The organism is Paenibacillus pectinilyticus, from assembly GCF_001700435.1.
Lineage (GTDB): Bacteria > Bacillota > Bacilli > Paenibacillales > NBRC-103111 > Paenibacillus_E > Paenibacillus_E pectinilyticus.
Genome location: NZ_LYPC01000022.1, coordinates 427,191 through 447,150, shown reverse-complemented (window position 1 = coordinate 447,150; position 19,960 = coordinate 427,191). Strand labels below are relative to the sequence as shown.

Sequence of the window (19,960 nt, the reverse complement as noted above, 5' to 3'; positions counted from 1 at the left end):
ATTACAGTAGTAGAAATAGGAGCGTGTTACGAATGTCCCAATGTGATCACAACCATGATGATAATCAACCTCATGCGTTTAAAGTAGAGGAATTTACAAATACAGAAATGATCGTTCGCGAAGATATTTTGGCTAAAGCGAAAGAACTTGCTAATTTGCTGACAACGTCGAATGAAGTTCAGTTCTATCAAAAGGCTGAGAAGCAAATTGCTTCGAACCCTGATATCCAAGGTTTAATTAGTGCCATTAAGAAAAAACAAAAAGAAATTGTGGCATTTGAAACTTTCCAAAATAAGAAAATGGTTGAAAAGATCGAGAATGAAATCGAAGTCCTGCAGGACGAGTTAGACGGCATCCCGATCGTGAACGAATTTAAACAAACACAAGAAGATATCAACTACTTACTTCAACTTGTGATGTCAGTCGTTCGCGATACGATTTCGGATAAAATCAATGTAGAGGCTGGCGCGGCAGAAGCACCGACTTCTTGTGACTAAGATCAGTAATGAATCGAGCAACAAATCGCCCTCAACGAGCAGAATAAATGCTTGGATTGAGTGGCGATTTTTGCCAACATATAACTATGTAAAGAGGACTGCATTTTCATTTATAGTGAATGACCACTAGACTTACGTGAAGGAGAGTTGTCATGCTGACAGTTCGTAATTTAAGTAAAGTATACCCACCTGACAACCAAGTCCTATCACAAATTAGCTTTCAAGTTGATGCAGGTGAGTTTATCGCTGTTATCGGTAGCAGCGGAAGCGGGAAAACAACACTGCTTCGCTGTATCAGTCATCAAGAGAAATGGACAAGCGGTCAGTTGATCTATAATTCGAATGATATTTCCAAGCCAGGTCCATGGGACCGTTTTAAACTAGGAAAAGATTTCGCATACCTAGAGGAAAAGCCTTTTTTGAATCGAAATAAAAGCGCTGTCAAAAATGTTTTGATGGGCCGTGTGTATCAAGCTCCACTTCGTATTCTAACAGTGATGACATCTCGTAATGAGCATGTGGACAGCATGGACTTCTTAGAGAAAGTCGGACTGTTGGATAAGGGAGATAAGAAGGTTGGTCAGCTCAGTGGTGGTGAACAGCAGCGTGTTGCGATTGCAAAAGCGTTGATTCTTGGCCCCAAAGTACTTGTGGCTGATGAGCCCGTATCTGGACTTGATCCTAAATCCACGGAATTCATTCTGCAAGATTTGAAGAATTTGTGTAAAGACCGCAACATGAGTGTCATCGCAACGATACATAAGGTTGAATTAGCGGAGCGTTTTGCCACACGTATCTGGGGTGTGTCGGAAGGCCGAATTGTGTTGGATATTCCAGCGCGACCGCTCACGTTAAATGAAAAAATGCTTGTTTTTGGCCAAATATGATTCAGGTGTTGTTCGTTTGTTTAGGGAATATTTGTCGTTCGCCAATGGCAGAGGCTGTGTTTCGTCATCAAGTGAAGCTAGCAGGTTTGGCAGATGTCATTCAGATTGACTCTGCGGGCACTGGGGATTGGCATATCGGTCATCCTCCTCATCAAGGCACACGTGATATTCTAGACCGTCATCAGATCAGTTATGAAGGCATGAAAGCCAGGCAGGTTCGTTCGGATGATTTCACTCAATTCACGTACATCATCGCGATGGATGATAGTAACGTGACCAATCTGGGCTCATTTGCACCGGACAGTAAAGATGAAGAGAAGAGAGCTTCTATTCATAAGCTCTTGGATTTCTCAAGTGATCGGAAGCTCTCTGACGTACCAGATCCGTACTATACGGGGAATTTCCAAGAAGTGTACGAAATGGTGGAAGAGAGCTGCAGCCGTTTGCTCGCATTTATCGTGAAGAAAGAAAACTTAGCTCCTTAGTTGAATAGGTATAAAAAAAGCAAGCTGTACAGAGATTCTCTGATGCAGCTTGCTTTTTTCTTTTATTTTAGCTGAAAAATGATGGAACATTGTGTGCCGCGATTAAGACTGCTTGAGAAGGAGATCTTGCCGTTCATTCTCTTAATCAGACTCATGACGACGACAAGTCCGAGCCCAGTTCCATCTGTTTTGGTGGTAAAAAAGGGCTTGCCTAATGATTTCAATTGCGAGCTCGTCATTCCTACACCGGTGTCCGTAATCGAGATTTGGACTGCACTTGGATGCTTCCATGTACGTAAGGATAACATGCCGCCGTTGGGCATAGATTCAATGGCATTCTTAATGAGATTCAGCAAACATTGACGCAATTTCTGTGATTCACCAAGGATATAAAGCGGTGCGTCACATTCGTGGGATATATCAATGACGACTTGCGAATCAGAAGCATATGGGCTGATAAAACGAACGGTTTGTTCTAATTCCTGTTTGATATCAAGCTGTTCTTGCAAGTTGATCGATGGTTTCGCGTAATTTAAGAAGTCAGTTAAGATGGTGGTTGATTGATCGACCCCGGATATAGCTAATTCTACGTAACGTCTCCGATCTGAAATCGACAATTCCGAATTAAGTAATAATTGTAAGAAGCCTCTTGTTGAAGTCAGCGGGTTGCGGATTTCATGTGAAATTGTTGCAGACAGTTCGGCCAGCATACGATTTTTCTCTAAATGTGTAATGTGTTGTTTCTTAATAGCATACTTGTCGATGAGGAATTGTAAGGCAACTAATATCCATAAGGAGATGAAGGCAAAGAAAACGACGTACCCCGTATAGAGTGAAATAGGTGCGAAGACATAGGGTGCTAAAGGCGCATATAATAATTCATACACGATAAGTATGGCAGTAGCATAAGTTAGCTTGATGGCCAATGAGGCAACGCTCATATGATTTCTAACTAGAAAGCCTAAGATCAGTATGAATGTACTACTAAGTAACGCCGGCTCCCAATAATAATGTAGAACGAATATACAACCAAAGTTAAACATCAGCCAAGTTAAGATCGATGGAATAATGCCCACACAAAGTGTCACGAAGAGCAGACAAACAGGAACTAATTGCAGCACATAAATCAAGGGATCGATATCTGAAAAATTCCAATAACAGAGAATGAAAGTGCTTAAAATGAAGGAAAATAACACATTTAAATGTTGTTCCTTATGGATGAAATGGGGAGAAAGAACCAGGTGTAGCAATGTCGCGCTCATGATGTAAAAGAGGCCGTGAAGCTCATTGGATACAATTAAATGGAGCAATCGTAAACATCCTTTCCATATTTCGACAATTAATTAATTGTTTCTACATTATCTCACAGATGCCGTTTGAATCAAATAAATAGGGGCTATTTGGATGCTAAAGATTTGCTAAAGATTTGATAAAGACTTATAGTCACCGATGCACAATGCGCTGTATAATAAAGAAAACATGATTTGCAAACGTTTACAATAATGGGGATTTGAAGCCGAGGAGAGATGTGAATGCGGACGTGCTCACAGGTGTGCGGTGTTGTATTTAATCCGATTGAAGACGATTATGTAGACGTATGTGAGGAATGTGAGGAAGGGCAGAAGGAAGCTGAGGATGACAGGGTGTCATGCTGTTTCTACTTAGGGAAATGTGGACTTATCATAGATTATTTACTTTAAATGGCTGCGAGAAAAAAAGGTTGATTACCAGCCATTTCTTGTTACAATAATAGTAGATTTACTATTCACACTATTCATTCTTTATGCAGTTCATTTTTGAAAGGAGACCAAGCATGGTAACTTTACCTAAATTGAACGATCTCGGTTTTTTCGAGATAAGACTGGAATCCATCGGCGGTCTTGGCGCGAACCTAGCAGGGAAGATGCTGGCGGAAGCAGGAGTCGTTGGCGTTGGTTTGAACGGTGTCAGTTTCTCGTCCTATGGGTCAGAGAAGAAAGGATCAGCAGTAAAAGCACACATTCGATTTTGTGACATGGATACGAAGATTCGGGATACATCACCCGTTGAACGACCGCATGTTGTTGGTGTTTTTCATGAATCGCTTTCCAAAACTGTAAACGTTATCAGTGGCATCTATGAAGATAGTACCGTGTTAGTAAATTCAACGAAAACACCGGATGAGCTGAAAGAAAAGATGAAGCTTCGCGGAGGAACGATTGCTGTTATCGATGCGATCGGGATTTCACTCGAAGAGAAAAATCGTGTAAATATGGCTATGCTTGGCGCGATGTTCCGATTGTGTGATTTTCTGGATCCAGATGTCATGCGGGGTGTTATTCGCAAATCGTTAGAAAAGAAATATCCGTTAGCGGTTGCACCCGCACTACGTACTTTCGACCGCGGTTATAACGAAGTCGTGTTCCAAACGTACGCGCTGCCAGAAGGGGAATCCATGCCAGACTTTGTACGGTATGATACACCAGTTCTGGGCTTTGCTACGCAACCTATCGGGGGTGTCGTTACGAATCCCGGAAACAGTATACTTAAAGATTTGAGCATTTCCCGTGCAGGGATGATGCCACATTTTCATGAAGATAAATGTATTCACTGCGCTTCTTGCGATAACGTGTGTCCTGATTTTTGTTTTGTGTGGGATGAGCTCCCCGACAAAAAAGGGCGTCCCCAAATGTTCTTGCAAGGCATAGACTATCAGTATTGTAAAGGTTGCCTTAAATGCGTACAGGCTTGTCCAACCGATGCGCTCTCAAATGAGCGGGAAGTAGATGGTTATGCAGATGCTAATCGCATGCCGCATCGATTCAATCTAGCTATAAACTCTTAGAGAGTATTTATGGGAGAAGGGTGGAACTACTCGCATGTCCATTGATATCAAGAAAGAATTAGGGCAAGCCAAAGTCGAGCAGCGCATCGTATATGAATCAGGGAATGAAATGGCGGCCTATGCGGCGCATCAAATTAATTATCATATTATGGGGTACTTTCCGATCTCACCATCCACGGAGGTAGCTCAGTTTCTGGATCTCATGAAGTCCAATGGACAGCATGACATCGTTCTCATACCTGCAGACGGGGAACATGGCTCAGCAGGGATATGCTATGGGGCATCAACCGCTGGCGGCCGCGTATTTAACGCGACAAGTGCTAACGGTTATTTGTACATGTTGGAACAAATGCCCGTACAATCCGGAACACGATTTCCGATGGTTTTGAATTTGGTTTGTCGTTCCGTATCGGGGCCGCTTAACATTCATGGAGATCATTCAGATTTATATTATGCCTTGAATACAGGTTGGCCGATCGTGATGTGTCGAGACCCACAAGCCGTATATGATATGAATATTATGGCGCTCAAATTAGCAGAGGATCCTGAGGTGCGTTTACCTGTCATGGTCGCTTCCGATGGTTATTTCACCTCACACCAAAAGCGCAGAGTTCAAACCTTCGCACATCGGGCTGATGTGCAGGCATTCGTAGGTGAGAAGCCACAGGGCTTCCCAGATACCTTAGATCGGAATAATCCGATCACGGTTGGGCCGTATATGAATGAGCCAGATTACATTAATAACTGCTACCAGCAGTCAGTAGCCATGTACAACGCAGAGGGCGTGTATGATCGCATTCGGCAGGAATACGCCGATTTGACAGGGCGAGACTATCCGATACTCGAGCTTTATCGGATGGAGGACGCGGAAGTTGCGGTATTCCTGATGAATTCGGCCTCCGAAATCATCAAGGATGTCGTCGACCAGCTCCGCGAGAAGGGCATTAAAGCAGGATCGATTGCACCGAATCTGATCCGTCCTTTTCCAGCTAAGCAAATCGCAGAGGCGCTGCAGAACGTGAAAGCGATCACCGTAGGCGATCGCGCGGATTCCTATGGCGGACATGGCGGCAACATGGTCAATGAAATTAAAGCGGCGCTGTTCACACATGGGAACAGAGATACGCTTGTCATAAGCCGAATCTATGGCTTAGGTGGCAAAGACTTTTATGCCGAAGATGGGCATAATCTGTTCCAATTCGCCATTGATGCGATGGAAAGCGGCAAAGTGGACGTGCCTTTCGACTACTACGGGCATACGCCTGGAGATCCTTCGAAAGCACCGAAGCGGGTATTGACACCGATGAAGTATGAAGATCTGAAGACTGGGCTTATCACAGTCTCGCCAGATGAGAATACAGGCAAATTGAATGTGCGCATTCCACCGTTGCGCTCTTTAACGAAGAAACCGAAGCGAATTGCACCAGGTCATGGCGCTTGCCCGGGCTGTGGTATTTTCTCAGGACTGGAACTGTTCTTCAAAGGGATTGAAGGTGATATCGTCTCCATTTTCCATACGGGCTGTGCGATGGTTGTGACGACGGGTTACCCGTATTCGGCGCACAAAGCCACGTATATCCATAACTTGTTCCAGAATGGCGCAGCGACACTGTCAGGCGTCGTAGAGATGTTCTGGGAGCGGAAGCGTCGTGGAGAACTCGATCATTTAGGGTTGCAGGACGACTTCACGTTCGTCATGATTACGGGTGATGGCGGCATGGATATTGGGATGGGGCCAGCTATTGGGGCTGCACTGCGGAATCATAAAATGATCATTCTCGAGTACGATAATGAAGGGTACATGAACACAGGTGCGCAGTTGTCCTACTCAACGCCGATGGGACATCGGACATCAACGTCCAATGTAGGGAAGCATCAAGGCGGGAAAGTGTTCCACCATAAGGATACGGCGCAAATCATGGCAGCAACGCATATTCCTTATGTGTTCACAGGCTCAGAGGCGTATCCACAGGATCTGGTTAAGAAAGCAGCCAAAGCGCAATGGTATGCGCAGCATGAAGGTTTAGTTTACGGCAAAATCCTCATTGCATGCCCATTGAACTGGCTATCTGACGATCAGGAGGGCTCCAACATTGTCGGCGCAGCAGTTGACTCATGTTTCTTCCCACTCTATGAAGTGGAACATGGGGTGACTTCCATCACGTATAATCCGGAGGAGAAGAGCAAGAAGATTCCATTATCAGATTGGCTGAAAACGATGGGCAAAACAAAGCATCTCACGAAGCCCGAATATGAAGGTTCGCTGAAATCTTTTGAGACAGAAGTTGAGCGTCGCTGGAATATGTTGAAAGCCAAGCATGAGAATGCGTATCTCTAAGTAGCACTCATCATATACGAAGGCACATTCCCCTCATGGTGAGTGTGCCTTTTTTAACAGGAGGTCATGAAAGATGCCTTATGTTTTACAGCATAAAGAAACCGGGCAAATCTACACCAGTACACTAGTTAACAATTATGGGCTTGCGTATTACGGTGTGAAATTCTGGATGGAGCTGGAAGAAGCAGAAGCGCAGGCCTTATCATATTTGGAAACGCAGTCGGCGCCTGAGCTGAGTCGATGGCAACTCATTGAACTGGAAGAAAATGAGATGAAAATATGTAATGTAAAATTGAGAAACTCCGCGCAGTTGCAACTATTTTGGTCATTTGCAACTCGAAAACCTGAGGTTCGTAAATTGGAAAATTAAACCGCCTCGTCAATAGGCTAATCGCCACTTACGATCAGCTCATAATCGCTACCTTTCACCTATATTCGACGATGACCCCCTCAATCTATAATAAGGGTACGAATGAAAAAATTAACATCGTACAGCTAGATCACAAGCAACTTATGGAGGGAAAGACGATGAAAAAGTGGACGAGCGTTATTGCTGTACTGATGGTGATGTTGACGTTAGTACTCCCCAAAGAAACGCAAGCTGACGAAAGTGTTACAACCAAAGCACAGATTGTTGCAGGTGTAAGCTTTCGAGATCAACCAAACACGAGCAGTAAAGTAATTCGCCTTCTAAAAGCAAATGAAGTGGTAACCGTGACAGACTACACGACAGCAAGTTGGTACCAAGTCAAAGATGCGCAAGGTGTTAGCGGATACGTGTCAACGAGCTCGAAATACATAACTTTATTAAGTAATGCACAAATCATTTATGGTGTGAATTTCCGTACATTGCCTTCTTCTGATACTGGTTCAGGTTCCAAAGTCATCCGCATGTTGAGTAAAGGTGAAGAAGTGCTAATCACGGACAAAGTGAATGATAGCTGGTACAAAATTCAGGATGCGAATGGTGTAGTAGGCTATGTCAGTTCTAGCAGCAAATATGTAACAGCAGATTTCTCGATCATTAAACCGAATATGCCGATTGATGATGAGATCGAAGCAGTCATCGCGGCTGGACAAGTGTATATGGGAACCCCTTATGAATTTGGTTCAACTCGTAATGATCCAACAACATTCGATTGCTCTGATTTTGTTCAAACGATGTTCTGGGATGCGCTTCGCTTGTCTTTACCTGGCGACTCAGCGGGACAAGGCAACTATGTGAGAGCACTGGGCCCGATTGTGAAAGATTGGACGAAATTGAAACGTGGAGATCTTCTCTTCTTCAGCAGTTACAAAGGGGCTAAAGCATCCGATTATGCGGGTGTGAATATTCTAACAGAACCAATTACACACGTTGCTATTTATTTAGGTAATGGTCAAATCCTGCACACGTATTCCGTTGAATCTGGCGGCGTTCGGGTGGATACCATTGATGGCAAACAGTGGGAAAACCGATTTTTGTACGGTGGAAGTGTTATAAGATAAGTTGATGGTTCGAACAGGCAAGGTTTGCCATATACTATAGAGAGAGGCGGATGCTTGCCTTGAGCATCCGCCTCTTGCTCGTTGCTACCGAAGAATAAGCAGGAAACTTTTGCTTCTCAGCAACCTTGATAAACGAGCTCGACGACCAGCAAGGCTGAGACGTTTATTCTGGATTCTATGGAGAAAGGGAGAGCCTTATCTTTGAAACCTTCGACGACGAACCATCCACTGGAATTTAGGAACACAACGGAAAGAGGACTTAACCTGGATACCGTGCACGAGCGTATTCTGCACTTTATGCGTCTTGACCCCGTAGCGACCTATAAATTTATTATTGGTACGGATTGTCAGGTGCACCCAGGTCATACGAAATTCATTACCGGCGTAGTGATCCAGCGGCTAGGGAAAGGAGCGTGGGCGTGTTATCGTCAAGTGATCGTACCAAGAGCACTTTACTCGATCAAAGAAAAGCTTTCGATGGAAACTAGCTTGAGTGAAGAGATTGCGATGTATTTTGACGAAAACAAGCGACTCGATATGGAAAATATTGTTCTTCCTCATCTTTATCAAGGTGCCACATTCGATATGTTTATTCATATTGATGCTGGGGATGACGAGAATAGAAATCGGACGGCCAAATTCGTCCAAGAAATGGTAAGACGCGTGGAATCGGTCGGGATGGTCCCCGTCATTAAACCAGACTGCTATGTCGCATCGGCCTATGCAAATCGATATTCCAAGAAACCCTATCGTCCCCCATACGAGGATCATGAGGTGATGGATGGCAGTGTATAATGCGGATAAAGAAACCGTTAGCTCGAATGGTCAAAGCGATCTCGGGAGCTGACGGTTTTGTTTTGAATGAAGTGGTGTAAGAGCTTTCCTTCCTGAAAAAGAGGGTTTCCAATGTTTCTTAGCGAAGTATTGCTGAATGATGCATGTAGCATAGGGGGGAATTCCATGAGCAAGACATTTATCATCGAAGCTGTCATGTTGGCTGTACATGGTCAACTCATGCTGCCATCAAAGCCAGTGACGTATCTGATTCCGTACACGACGATTCAAGAGCTATACGAGTTGCATACGAGCCCTGAACCGATTATGTTAGAGCATGAGGATGATGGCTTTGTGAAACAGATGATTGGAGAGCTTATTGTTTTCTTCGAGGAATCGTTTAATAAGAAAAAAATAGAAAAAGCTTTATCGATACCGTGGGGCAAAAGCCCGCCATTACCCATAAATGAACATGTGACCCTAATGGTCGTATATGCGATAGATAACGAAGCGTACGGTGATCAATTTGATCCCATCGAAACCGAATTAATTTTAACTGCAATAAGAGAAAAGGCGATTTTACTAACGGATCAATTCGATTTTATTGAGCGGCTAGTGGAGTCGGCAATCCCAGTGGAGGCTTTCGATGTGGAAGATTTTGAGTTCGCGGTTGAAGGCGATAACCAAGTTTAGGAAGAGGAGATGAGTCTCGTCATTATGCGAGTTATGGATCAAGAAGACCAATTAGCGTCACTTCCCGCCAATTGGTTTCCAGCACAAACCTGGACACTGCGTGTAGGTGCCGGGGGTATGAACAACACAACGCGATTCGTGGAAGTTGGTGATAGAACGTATGTTCTACGCTTGTATGAAACGCATCGAGATACGAACAAAATCAAGTTCGAACATAGCGTGTTGCTGCGCTTAGCCGCCATTAAAGCGGAGCTTCCATACGATATTCCGATGCCGCTCGAACTTCCGAATGGCGGTACGATGGTAACACTAGGAGATGGAGAAGGTAAGATCGCGGCATTATTTACTTTTACTGATGGAGAGAATCCAATCGAATTAGGTTTATCTCAGTTGCATGAGATGGGGAAGGCTGTAGGTCAACTTTCCGCAGCCTTAGCCACGATTAACATGGAGCTTAAGCCAGAATATGCTCCTTATTATGAAATTGAACATATTCATCCTAGTTGCAAGCCAGAGGCGATTCGCACATTCTGTCTTCAGGCGCCTGAGTCATTTCTGCCGCAGCAGGAGGAACTTGCTTATATATTTGGACGGTATATGGCGTTATACGCCGCGATTCCAACGATCCGGCAATTACCGCATCAACTCGTGCATGGCGATATTAATGGTTCTAACATGTTGGTGAACGAAGAGGGGCAATTGGCCGCGATTCTTGATTTCGAATTTGTCACGATCGATGCACGAGTGATGGAACTTGCGGTATGCTTGTCAGATCTGATCGATCCTAGCTTATCGGAAGATCGGCTCAAAACCAATTGTAGAACCTTTTACGAGGGCTACCGTCAATTTATCGCTTTAACACAAGAAGAGAAGGGGATACTGCCTCTACTGATCGAGTTGCGGAGACTAGATGTTTTTATTCACTTTCTGGGGCGATACTTAGATGGCGTAGATCCGCAAGGTGTGCTAGTCGATATTATTACCAATACCTATGAGAAAACCAAGTGGCTGCAAGAACATGATACGTTGCTTCAATTCGATCAAATGTAATCATTGAACGTGCTTACTAACCTGGAGGTTAGTAAGACACGTTTTTTTCAGTTCTATTTTTATAGGGACGCTTCACTTATACTGTACATAGGAATCAAGCTTCTTGTGAAAACTTTAGTGAATGCAAAAGTGGTTTACAAGTAACAGCTCACATAATTTTCTTAGAACCACAAAGGAGGACAAACATGGTCTATCAAGCGAGTGCAACACGTTATGCAGAAATGAAATATAATCGTTCAGGGAAATCTGGACTTCAGTTACCGGCCATTTCCTTAGGGATGTGGCACAATTTCGGAGGGTTAGACCTGCATGAGAATGGGAGAGCCATGCTGCTTCGTTCTTTTGATTTGGGGATTACCCACTTTGACTTAGCGAATAACTACGGTCCGCCTCCAGGCTCCGCAGAAGAATTAATGGGCCGCGTACTGAAAAGTGATCTCGGTGCTTATCGTGATGAGCTCATCATCTCGTCGAAATCTGGCTATCATATGTGGGAAGGTCCTTATGGCGAGTGGGGCTCCAAGAAGAATATGGTTTCCAGCTTGGATCAAAGCTTGAAAAGAATGGGTTTAGAGTACGTTGATATTTTCTACTCCCATAGACCAGATCCCAATACACCGTTCGAAGAAACCATGGCGACGTTGGATCTTATTGTTCGTCAGGGGAAAGCACTCTATGTGGGACTTTCCAATTACTCGGCAGAGCAAACGAAAGAAGCAGCTGCGATTCTAAAAAGACTAGGTACGCCACTGCTTATTCACCAACCCGCTTATAGTATGATGAACCGTTGGATTGAGGACGGTTTGCAGGACGTTTTAGATGACTTCGGTGCGGGAAGTATTGCGTTCTGCCCCCTTGCGCAAGGTTTGTTAACGAATAAATATGTCAACGGCATTCCCGCGGATTCGAGAGCTGGTGGTAAGAGCCAATTCTTGAAGGAGCAAGACATTACTGAGGAGAAGTTGAATCAAATCATTCAATTGAACGAATTGGCGAGCTCGCGCGGTCAAAGCTTAGCGCAAATGGCCCTGGCTTGGGTACTTCGTGGCGGGCGAGTGACCTCTGCTTTGATAGGAGCAAGCCGCGTATCTCAAATCGAGGAAAATGTGGCTGCACTTAAGAACTTAGAATTCGCACCAGAAGAACTCGCGGCAATTGAAAAAATCCTGAAGTAAACTTCAGGATTCCAATCGTTTATCAATCGCTTCGGACATCGTGCGATCTGTGAGATGCGCATAAATCTGCGTGGTCTCCGGGGAGGCATGGCCGAGCTGTTCTTGGGTTTTATACAAGTCATTTTGTAAGTAATAATCAGTGGCGAAAGAATGTCGCAGCTTATGTACGGACAAGTAGGGCTTGCCAAAGCGTTTGGCGTATTTGATCACCAATTCTTGAATCGCTCTTTTCGTCATTCGTTCGCCTTCTTTTTTGCCATTCGCCATGGCAATGAAGAGGGCTTTTTCTTTTTTGAGCGGCTTATACCGTGAAGAGCGAATGGCCAAGTAGTCCGTCAGGGCTTGTATGGCTTCAAGTCGGAAGTACACCGGCGTTTTGAACGTATCGTCATTTTTACCCTTGCGATATACGTGGACTAACTTCATTTTCAGATCAATATCGTCGACATTCAGGTTAAACACCTCCGAAACACGAAGCCCCGAGTTGAGAATGAGCGTAACGATACAAGCATCTCTCACTTTATTGAGTTCATAGGCGTAGAGCGCTTGCTTGTTGGTCGCTACATCGTGTTCATAGCCGCTTTGCACATAAGCAATAAACTCCACGATTTCTTCCTCTTGCAGCAGCTTGCCTTCCAGCTTCGCGGCGCTGTCCTTGGCCTTGTGGGAACGCTTAATTTCTACCTTCGCCATGACGTTGCGTTTCAGGAGCGGGTAAAAGTTATCATCCTCAGCAATTTGACTCAAATAGTGAAATAATGAGCGCAGCGCGGACAGCTTGCGGTTTATCGTCGTTTTGCCATTAGCTTGTGCTTTACGTGTGGCGAGGAACATGCGAAAATTATTAACGCTGTCCATATGCAGCTTCTCCAAATCCTCAAGGGGCACTTGATTCATGGTGGTTGCTGTACTCAAGCCTTCTGCAAGAAGCCAAGATAAGAAAATCTCATAATCACGGACATATTCCAAAAGGGATGAAGGCGAGAGGTCTGGAAGCTTATAATTAATAAATTTCTCAATATACCATGGCATCGAAGGCACACGTCGATCTAATTCATGGCGATCTTTGATTTTAATAATATTCATAGAAGTCACCTCATTAGCGTCTTGCTGTTAGTATACCAGTGGATTCGCGAAATTGGTAGGTATGGAAATCAAACTATTCAGCGTGCTGATGCGTCTTAGCTACAACAAGAATCATCTCAGTAAATGAGTGCGGCAAAAGGAGCGTCATCAACCTCATGATAATAAAAAAGAAGTTGGAAACGGAATTAATTACTTGCATTACGGAACACAAGGAACATGTATACCGATTGGCTTACAGTTATGTGAAAAATCAACAGGATGCTCTAGATATCGTTCAGGAAGCCATACAGAAGGCTTTCGCCGCAGCGGATACATTGAAGAGCGAGGCTTCGATCAAAAGCTGGTTCTACCGAATCGTCGTCAACACCTCTTTAGATTTCTTGCGAAAACATAAAAAACTTACGGTGATGGACGATGTGACCATGGAAGCAATCACACCAGGCAGTGAGGATGCTTATCCGAATATTGATTTGGAGCGGGCGCTTGAGGACTTGCCAACAATGTATCGCAGTGTGATCACACTTCGGTATTTCGAAGATTTGAAGATTGATGAAATTGCCGATGTTCTGAAAGAAAATACGAGCACGATTAAGACGCGGCTATATCAAGCTCTGAAGCTTCTCCGGGTTAAAATGATCGATGATACGCTAGTGGAGGTAAACTAACGATGGATGAGAAGTTAGAGCAAATGAAACAACAGTATATGGACATTCCTATTCCCGCGGAGCTTGATTTTATCGTTAACCAGGCAATAGCAGCACATAGCACGAAGAGACCGAAGACGGTTATGAAATGGTTAACAGCCATTGCGGCAGCAGCGATCGTATTCGTAGCGGGGCTCAACACAAGTCCAGCTTTTGCCCATTCGTTAGCTGAGGTACCAGTTGTAGGTAAATTAATTAAAGTCCTGACGTTTCGAGAATATAAATATGATGATGGCGCACATCGTGCCAAAGTAGAAGTCCCTGCCATAACGAATTTAGAGAATAAGACGCTGGAGGATTCATTGAATTCGAAATATTTGGAAGAAAGCAAGAAGCTGTACACGGACTTCATGAGTGACATCGAGAAGTTGAAAGCGAGTGGGTCTGAGGGGCATATCGGAGTTGATAGTGGGTATGTGGTCAAGACAGACAATGATCAAATTCTCGCGGTAGGCCGATATGTCGTGAATACGGCTGCTTCCTCATCGACGACTTTTCAATATGACACGATTGATAAAAAGAATCAGCTGCTCATCACACTCCCTAGCTTATTTAAAGATGATGGCTATATTGGCGTCATTAGTGACTATATTAAGGAGCAAATGAAACAACGTATGAAAGAAGACTCCTCCAAAATCTATTGGGTAGAGGGTGTTCCGAATGACGTGAAATTTGCATTTAAGACAATAAAAAAAGATCAAAGCTTCTACATTAATAATGAAGGTAAGCTTGTCATCGTGTTTCAGAAATATGAGGTGTCGCCAGGCTATATGGGTGGAAGTGAGTTCATTATCCCGACAAGTGTGATTAATGATCAATTGAGTTCTCATGCGTACCTTTTGTCCGAATAAAAAAGGGCTTATCTGCCTACATTAATTGGGTATGCAAAACATCAGCTGGGGGTATTACCATGCCGCAACAAAAGGAATTAGGCTTAGCGCAAATTAAAGATGTAGCCCAAAAAGCGGAACAAGCAGCCGAACAAACGCTGGAAGTTGCCCAACAAATTTATTCGCAAGCCACCGCAGCAGCACTGACAGAAGCCGAACAGCAGCTTGAGGATCTGCAAACTCAAATCAAGCAGGCACAGCAAAAAACCGAAGATTTGAAACAGGAAATAAAATCTCAGAACGAGTCAAATTGAACAAGATTGGGGAGGTAGTTATATGCCGCGAAGTCAAAGTGATAAGCACACCATTGATCCGAAGAAAGCGATGATTCAATCGGTGCATTACGAGGACGGAAGTATCCAGGCTGTTCAATTTCAAAATGGTCAAGTGGTCGATATTCAAACTGCGATCGAGATGACCGAGGCAGATTTAATCGAGGATGCAAATACCGGTGTCAACCGAGCTGGGGAGAAAACCTTACGGTCCTATCCGGATGGTGATCCTAGCAACAATTTATCGAATTTACCGCGTTTTTAAAATAGGAAATTTAAGAATACAGAGAAAAAGCTGTTTGCCCTTGCAGGGCGAGCAGCTTTTTTTGACACTAAAAAAGCTGCTGAGAGGGTCTCAGCAGCTGTGAATGCGTTTGCAAGTTACTTTTTAAAGTAAACGGAAACATACTTGTAGACGACGCCTAGAGCACCGATGTAGTAAGCGATTTTGATAATGTAATCGGAATGATCAAGCGGCATCATGTTGGAGAGCAAGAATAGGGGGAACACAAGGTACAGAAGGTCTTTCAAGTAAGAAGTAATCGTCGTGCTAGAGAACGTGCCTGATGCAAACGATTTGACTAAATCTACTACAAAACTAAGACCCATTACCCCTAAGACAAGCCACATTGCATAAAGCATTAAACCCGTGAGTGTAAGTGCCATGTCTGATTCACCTCCACATACGAAGATTTGCTTTCGATCTATCATATGCAGCAATGTGACAAGTCGTGCTAGGTATTCGAAAATTTTAGAGTCTACGCATGCATCGTTTTTCGGAAAATAAGCGGTGATACGCCTACATATTTCTTGAAAATTCGTGAAAAGTAGAAAACGTCCTTATACCCTAGGGATTCTGCGATTTCCTTTACCGAATTGGTTGTGTTCAATAGAATATTTTTGGCTTCCGCCATTTTCATACGGTGCATGTAGGTGTTCAATGGATAACCAGAATATTCACTCACGATTCTACGAAGGGTAGATAAGGAGATATGATGCCTCCGCGCTACAAGCTGTGCGTCAAATGGTTGGTATAACGATTGGCTAAGATCTTCGATAAGTGAAATAAATTGTTGTGATTTCGTCGTTTCAATTGTAGCTTCTGCTTGCATGATAAATTCAAATAATAAGGATTCGACGAGCATAGCTGCTCGATCAATATTCGTAGGAATCCCGCTTTCCATGAGGATAAAAATGCGTTCAATCCGATTATGCTGGGCCGCATCGTTAGCACCAACTTGTTTCACTAGGTCTAATTGGGTGAGCCAGCTACTCTGCCATTCCTGCACACGGCTGCCTTCCATAGTGAAATAGTACTCATCCCAGTAGCCGCCGGGCTCAGGTCCATATTGATAAACCGTATTCGGACGGAAGACGAAGAGACTGCCGCTATTGACCTGTTGAATAGGCCCGCCATTTACGCGGTAGGTGCCTTTGCCTCCTGAGATGTAGACGAAGGCCCATTTCTCGAACACGGCATGATCCCGATACATGATTCGACCAGGCAAATGCCCAACATTGAGAATGCGCAAGGAATGTAATTTTAATTTACTGGCATCGATAGGCAAAGTAATGATTCGAAGCGGGTAGGGACTTATCGTATCGTCCATGAATCTAGGCATAACATACATTCCTTCCGAGCAAACTCCGTGATATGATGATGAAAGTTAAAACGCATTAACTTTCGTAATTTCATTATAAGGGAAGCGTGACCTCCTTGAAACCTAGTTTATCAAAAATTTGATGAGAAAGTGAGTGCAACATGACAGCCGCGCTGAAACGACTATTACTAATGAGTATGAGTTCGGGGATTATTTTTAACTATATGGGTATTTTTATCAATCTGTTTATTTGGGAAAAAGGGAATCAAATCTTTGACGTTGCCTGGTTCAACCTCATTATGTTTCTTGCTTGGGGAGTTGCTTTCATGTATGGTGCGAATCTCTTGTCCAAATTCACCATCGGTACGGTCATGAGGGTAGCTGCTATCGGTGCTGGCATCACCTTTATTCTGTTATCTTGGGTGCATTTTGAACCGAAAATCTTATACATTACTATGATTGCAGTACCTGTTGGTCTTACAAATGGGCTATACGGCGCCGCGCAAAATATGGGGATCTCGCTTTTTGGGAAGGGGAAGGAATTCACCGCCTTTTTCTCTGCGACGAACGTGATCGGTCAACTCATTGCCTTTATTAATCCATTGTTGTTCGCGGTCATTATTAAGTGGATGGGGTTTACCGCTTCCTTCTTCATCATGTTTATCTTTATCGCACTTATGATTTTTACTTCTTATTTCGTTCCACCTATTTCGTTAAAAGAGGCTAAAGAGCCTGTGTTTCGAAAATTTGGCATACGCCAAGTATTCGCCACGCCACAGCTGAAATGGATGATTCCTTCCCTCATTGCCGGTGGCTTCTTCATCCAGTTTCAAGGGATTTTCTCGTTGATTTTCACTTTTTCCGTTACGCAAGATAAGCTAAGTATTGCGATGCTGCAAATTATGTACACCTCATTCACGATTGCGTGTGTGTTCTTATATCGACGCTTTAGTCGAACCCGTCCAATCGGTGATAACAAATGGTTAACATTTGGCATGATTGCAGCAGCTGTTGGATTCTTACTTGCGTTGTTCCCAACACCATTGATTCTTATTTTATCTAATATTCTTACGACAATCGGTCTATTTTTCTTCTATACGATCTGGAGCTCAAGACAATTTATTGCGACTTACCGGTTAGAGCCCATTCATCAAACACGTGTGTTGGTATGGCGGGAATTGATCCTTGTCATCTCCCGTATGTTCCTTCTGGCGTTAATTCTCGGGATTCATGACTTTGATGGATTTGTGTTTAAGGCTGTCATGATCTTCAGCTTCTCAAGTGCCTTATTAATTCCATATTTTTCGAAAAAAAGCGATGAGTCCGCTGAAGAAATGGTACTGCAAGGCGTGGAATCTTAGGATTCCCGCTTTTTTTTTGTTGCCTCTATTCATTTAGTGGCATTAAAGATTAATGATATTAACTAATTTCCGTGGACAAATTGTTGCTTAAGATGGGGAAGTAGGGGAATCTATGGTATAATAAATCTCATTATGGCATGAAAGCAGGCGACATACGCAGCATGAATGGACAAAATCGGAAAGATGTTGTGCCCGGCAAAGAAGTGAATATCGTACTCAAACAAGATCAACGCAGCGGGAAATTAACACGCGGGATTGTCAAAGATCTTCTAACGAATTCGCCCACACATCCTCATGGTATAAAAGTAAGGCTCACAGATGGCCAGGTAGGTCGTGTGAAAGAAATCATTTCGCCGTCTAACTGACTGACGGATCACGAAGGAGAATAGAAGATGGCAAAAGCAAAGGTAACGAAGCGTCCAACGCGCGATGAGTTTGTGCTAGAAGAAATCGGGAACCAACTGTCGGAAGCGAAGATGGAAAATTCCGAGATTGTGTTAACCGTTTGGGGGCGTGAAGAAACAGTACGAGGAACGATCACGACGATGGACTCTCGTACAGGACGCGTTCATATGGATTGCAAAGGTGAGCTGGATAAGGTGCCTTTCATGGATATTATGAAGGTGGAGTATCCGCGGGATTGAGAAATGATATTCCGAGTGTATCGGGAGGTAGTAAGGTCGTAAAGACTTTACAGCCTCCTGTTTATATTTTCAAGGCAAGGCTTTTTAAATAAAAGAAATGATAGAATGAGATCAACATGTGATGAAGGAATTTACGAAACAGTAAATGTGTTGATAGGGCAGAAACAAGTAATTTTCCTACTAAAAAAATTGCACTAAATCTATATTTAACGCAATTTAGCTTCTAATGGACGGAGATTAACAGCATGGACACTAGATTGGCTTATGATGACGAGTATTTAGAGCTTTTTGACTCCTGGATGAAGGACCAGGGGTTTACGAAACGAACGCAGCAGGCTTACCTAGGCGATGTTCGTTTATTCCTTGGCAACCTCGGGGAGAAAGAACTACCGACGATCGAGGCCATTGATATTATGCGATTCCTGACGAGGATGCGTCAGCGTGGGGCAGGGGATGCCGCGAGGAATCGATACCTGTCGTCGATACGGACATTTTTCACAGCGCTTATCGAGCTGCAAATGCTTAGTCATAATCCTTCAATGACTGTGAAGAAATCGAAGGTAGAGAAGAATCCAGTTCCAACTTTTCTGAGTGAAGAGCTTCTCTCTGCTTTCTTGCAATCCATCGAGGGGAAATACCAGATTCGCAATGTCGCGATGTTTCTCTTGATGAGCTATGCGGGCCTGCGTGTGAGTGAACTGCATCGTTTGAATATTTCAGATTTCAATCGCGGTACGAATACACTAATGGTGCTAGGGAAAGGGAGAAAATGGCGCGTGATCCCACTTCCAGCTGAAATTGTTCAGGTGCTTGCACGTGCACTTGTTGAACGCATGGATGCGCGAAATGGGGCAGAGCAGCCGTTCTTCGTCTCCCAGTTCGGACGGCGGATTAGCATCAGGATGATTCAAACCATTGCCGAGAAGTATTTCGGGCAATTGAAAGGGCAATACATCGAGCTGCAAGGGAAGTCATTCTCTAGCCACAAGCTGCGGCATACATTTGCGACGATGCAAGTGTTGGCAGGGACAGACATTCGGACTTTGCAGGAATTGCTCGGCCATGCTAGCATTCAAACCACGCAAATTTACACGCATGTGGGTGATAAGCAAAAACAAGAAGCCATGAATCGTGTTTCAGCTTTTATACCGGTGGGAATGGGGATTTAAGTGTCATAATCTATGTAATTTT

At 43.9% G+C, this 19,960-nt stretch carries 24 protein-coding genes; 20 read left to right on the top strand and 4 right to left on the bottom strand.

Going from position 1 to position 19,960, the window contains the following annotated elements; translation table 11 throughout:
• Positions 1–32: 32 nt before the first annotated feature.
• The 3 genes from A8709_RS18340 (at position 33) to A8709_RS18330 (ending at position 1,869) form a co-directional block, all read left to right on the top strand.
• Positions 33–497 carry a YlbF/YmcA family competence regulator gene (locus tag A8709_RS18340; RefSeq protein ID WP_065853799.1) on the top strand — a complete coding sequence of 155 codons (465 nt, stop codon included), beginning with the start codon at positions 33–35 and terminating at the stop codon, positions 495–497.
• Between the two features lie 152 nt (positions 498–649).
• Positions 650–1,384 carry a phosphonate ABC transporter ATP-binding protein gene (locus A8709_RS18335; protein ID WP_065853798.1) on the top strand — a complete coding sequence of 245 codons (735 nt, stop codon included), beginning with the start codon at positions 650–652 and terminating at the stop codon, positions 1,382–1,384.
• Complete coding sequence (locus A8709_RS18330; RefSeq protein WP_065853797.1) at positions 1,381–1,869, top strand: low molecular weight protein-tyrosine-phosphatase; 489 nt, start codon at positions 1,381–1,383, stop codon at positions 1,867–1,869. The genes A8709_RS18335 and A8709_RS18330 overlap by 4 nt, the downstream gene beginning before the upstream one ends.
• A gap of 62 nt (positions 1,870–1,931) precedes the next feature.
• Here A8709_RS18330 and A8709_RS18325 read toward each other — a convergent pair whose 3' ends face one another.
• The gene (locus A8709_RS18325) at positions 1,932–3,179 is read right to left on the bottom strand and encodes a sensor histidine kinase (protein WP_065853796.1); all 1,248 of its coding nucleotides are present in this window, start codon (positions 3,177–3,179) and stop codon (positions 1,932–1,934) included.
• A gap of 222 nt (positions 3,180–3,401) precedes the next feature.
• Between A8709_RS18325 and A8709_RS34660 the strand changes: the two genes are divergently transcribed.
• From A8709_RS34660 to mgrA, 9 genes are all read left to right on the top strand, one after another.
• Positions 3,402–3,569, top strand: a complete 168-nt coding sequence (locus A8709_RS34660; protein WP_167357122.1) for a hypothetical protein — start codon at positions 3,402–3,404, stop codon at positions 3,567–3,569.
• A gap of 113 nt (positions 3,570–3,682) precedes the next feature.
• Positions 3,683–4,693: a 2-oxoacid:acceptor oxidoreductase family protein gene (locus A8709_RS18320; protein ID WP_065853795.1), complete on the top strand. Its 1,011-nt coding sequence runs from the start codon at positions 3,683–3,685 to the stop codon at positions 4,691–4,693.
• A 34-nt stretch (positions 4,694–4,727) separates the two neighbouring features.
• Positions 4,728–7,031: a thiamine pyrophosphate-dependent enzyme gene (locus A8709_RS18315; protein WP_065853794.1), complete on the top strand. Its 2,304-nt coding sequence runs from the start codon at positions 4,728–4,730 to the stop codon at positions 7,029–7,031.
• Between the two features lie 73 nt (positions 7,032–7,104).
• Entirely contained in the window at positions 7,105–7,401 is a 297-nt protein-coding gene (locus A8709_RS18310) for a hypothetical protein (RefSeq protein WP_065853793.1), read from the top strand.
• A gap of 158 nt (positions 7,402–7,559) precedes the next feature.
• Entirely contained in the window at positions 7,560–8,519 is a 960-nt protein-coding gene (locus tag A8709_RS18305; protein WP_065853792.1) for a C40 family peptidase, read from the top strand.
• A gap of 201 nt (positions 8,520–8,720) precedes the next feature.
• Entirely contained in the window at positions 8,721–9,314 is a 594-nt protein-coding gene (locus A8709_RS18300; protein WP_244163242.1) for a ribonuclease H-like YkuK family protein, read from the top strand.
• A 165-nt stretch (positions 9,315–9,479) separates the two neighbouring features.
• On the top strand, positions 9,480–9,986 hold the full coding sequence (locus A8709_RS18295; RefSeq protein ID WP_065854076.1) for an ADP-heptose synthase: 507 nt from the start codon (positions 9,480–9,482) through the stop codon (positions 9,984–9,986).
• Positions 9,987–10,019: 33 nt separating this feature from the next.
• On the top strand, positions 10,020–11,036 hold the full coding sequence (locus tag A8709_RS18290; protein ID WP_167357121.1) for a phosphotransferase: 1,017 nt from the start codon (positions 10,020–10,022) through the stop codon (positions 11,034–11,036).
• Positions 11,037–11,221: 185 nt separating this feature from the next.
• Complete coding sequence (gene mgrA / locus A8709_RS18285) at positions 11,222–12,211, top strand: L-glyceraldehyde 3-phosphate reductase (RefSeq protein ID WP_065853789.1); 990 nt, start codon at positions 11,222–11,224, stop codon at positions 12,209–12,211.
• A gap of 3 nt (positions 12,212–12,214) precedes the next feature.
• Here the strand turns inward: mgrA and xerS are convergent, their stop codons facing one another.
• Positions 12,215–13,297, bottom strand: coding sequence for a tyrosine recombinase XerS (gene xerS / locus A8709_RS18280; protein ID WP_065853788.1), 1,083 nt, complete (start codon positions 13,295–13,297; stop codon positions 12,215–12,217).
• Positions 13,298–13,452: 155 nt separating this feature from the next.
• Between xerS and A8709_RS18275 the strand changes: the two genes are divergently transcribed.
• Genes A8709_RS18275 through A8709_RS18260 form a run of 4 tightly spaced genes read left to right on the top strand, consistent with a single transcriptional unit; the run spans position 13,453 to position 15,428 of the window.
• Entirely contained in the window at positions 13,453–13,962 is a 510-nt protein-coding gene (locus tag A8709_RS18275) for an RNA polymerase sigma factor (protein WP_065853787.1), read from the top strand.
• Positions 13,963–13,964: 2 nt separating this feature from the next.
• Complete coding sequence (rsiV, locus tag A8709_RS18270; RefSeq protein ID WP_065853786.1) at positions 13,965–14,852, top strand: anti-sigma-V factor RsiV; 888 nt, start codon at positions 13,965–13,967, stop codon at positions 14,850–14,852.
• Between the two features lie 59 nt (positions 14,853–14,911).
• The gene (locus A8709_RS18265) at positions 14,912–15,145 is read left to right on the top strand and encodes a hypothetical protein (RefSeq protein ID WP_065853785.1); all 234 of its coding nucleotides are present in this window, start codon (positions 14,912–14,914) and stop codon (positions 15,143–15,145) included.
• 22 nt (positions 15,146–15,167) lie between these two features.
• Positions 15,168–15,428: a DUF3892 domain-containing protein gene (locus A8709_RS18260; protein WP_065853784.1), complete on the top strand. Its 261-nt coding sequence runs from the start codon at positions 15,168–15,170 to the stop codon at positions 15,426–15,428.
• A gap of 116 nt (positions 15,429–15,544) precedes the next feature.
• Here the strand turns inward: A8709_RS18260 and A8709_RS18255 are convergent, their stop codons facing one another.
• Together A8709_RS18255 and A8709_RS18250 are read right to left on the bottom strand one after the other, a co-directional pair.
• Positions 15,545–15,829: a hypothetical protein gene (locus A8709_RS18255; RefSeq protein WP_065853783.1), complete on the bottom strand. Its 285-nt coding sequence runs from the start codon at positions 15,827–15,829 to the stop codon at positions 15,545–15,547.
• Between the two features lie 92 nt (positions 15,830–15,921).
• Positions 15,922–16,773 carry an AraC family transcriptional regulator gene (locus A8709_RS18250; RefSeq protein ID WP_244163241.1) on the bottom strand — a complete coding sequence of 284 codons (852 nt, stop codon included), beginning with the start codon at positions 16,771–16,773 and terminating at the stop codon, positions 15,922–15,924.
• A 182-nt stretch (positions 16,774–16,955) separates the two neighbouring features.
• Here A8709_RS18250 and A8709_RS18245 point away from each other — a divergent pair, with 182 nt between their 5' ends.
• From A8709_RS18245 to A8709_RS18230, 4 genes are all read left to right on the top strand, one after another.
• A complete protein-coding gene (locus A8709_RS18245; protein ID WP_141692579.1) occupies positions 16,956–18,125 on the top strand; it encodes an MFS transporter in 1,170 nt (389 codons plus the stop codon).
• 161 nt (positions 18,126–18,286) lie between these two features.
• Complete coding sequence (locus tag A8709_RS18240; protein ID WP_065854074.1) at positions 18,287–18,490, top strand: YwbE family protein; 204 nt, start codon at positions 18,287–18,289, stop codon at positions 18,488–18,490.
• Positions 18,491–18,517: 27 nt separating this feature from the next.
• A complete protein-coding gene (locus A8709_RS18235) occupies positions 18,518–18,769 on the top strand; it encodes a YolD-like family protein (RefSeq protein ID WP_065853780.1) in 252 nt (83 codons plus the stop codon).
• Between the two features lie 245 nt (positions 18,770–19,014).
• Positions 19,015–19,938: a tyrosine-type recombinase/integrase gene (locus A8709_RS18230; RefSeq protein WP_065853779.1), complete on the top strand. Its 924-nt coding sequence runs from the start codon at positions 19,015–19,017 to the stop codon at positions 19,936–19,938.
• Positions 19,939–19,960: the final 22 nt, after the last annotated feature.